Raw genomic sequence first — 240 nt, 5'->3', positions numbered from 1 at the left:
GTCTTTAAGCGTCGCGCTCCGAAGCGATCAATGCGAGCCCGGACAAGACCAGCGAATCGTGGCGAGTATGCGGCACTTTCAACGCGCTCGCCACTTCGTCCGCCGCGCCGCCGCCGATCACAAGGTGCACCGGCACCTGCCATTCATCCTGCAAGTCGCGCCACATCCGTTCGACGAGACCCGCTTGCGCAAGCGTGCAACCGGCAGAGAGCGAACGCGGCGTGTCTGTCGCAAAGGACG

Annotated in this window: 1 pseudogene; it reads right to left on the bottom strand. The window is 64.2% G+C overall.

Annotated elements, in window-relative coordinates:
* Positions 1–4 precede the first annotated feature (4 nt).
* Positions 5–240 (bottom strand): annotated as a pseudogene (locus tag SB822_RS60575) (pantothenate kinase); the annotation flags it as partial.

Source organism: Paraburkholderia sp. SIMBA_054, from assembly GCF_046534875.1.
In the GTDB taxonomy this organism is placed as follows: domain Bacteria; phylum Pseudomonadota; class Gammaproteobacteria; order Burkholderiales; family Burkholderiaceae; genus Paraburkholderia; species Paraburkholderia hospita.
Note: the sequence above shows the minus strand (reverse complement) of the source record. Positions and strands in the feature narration are given on the sequence as shown.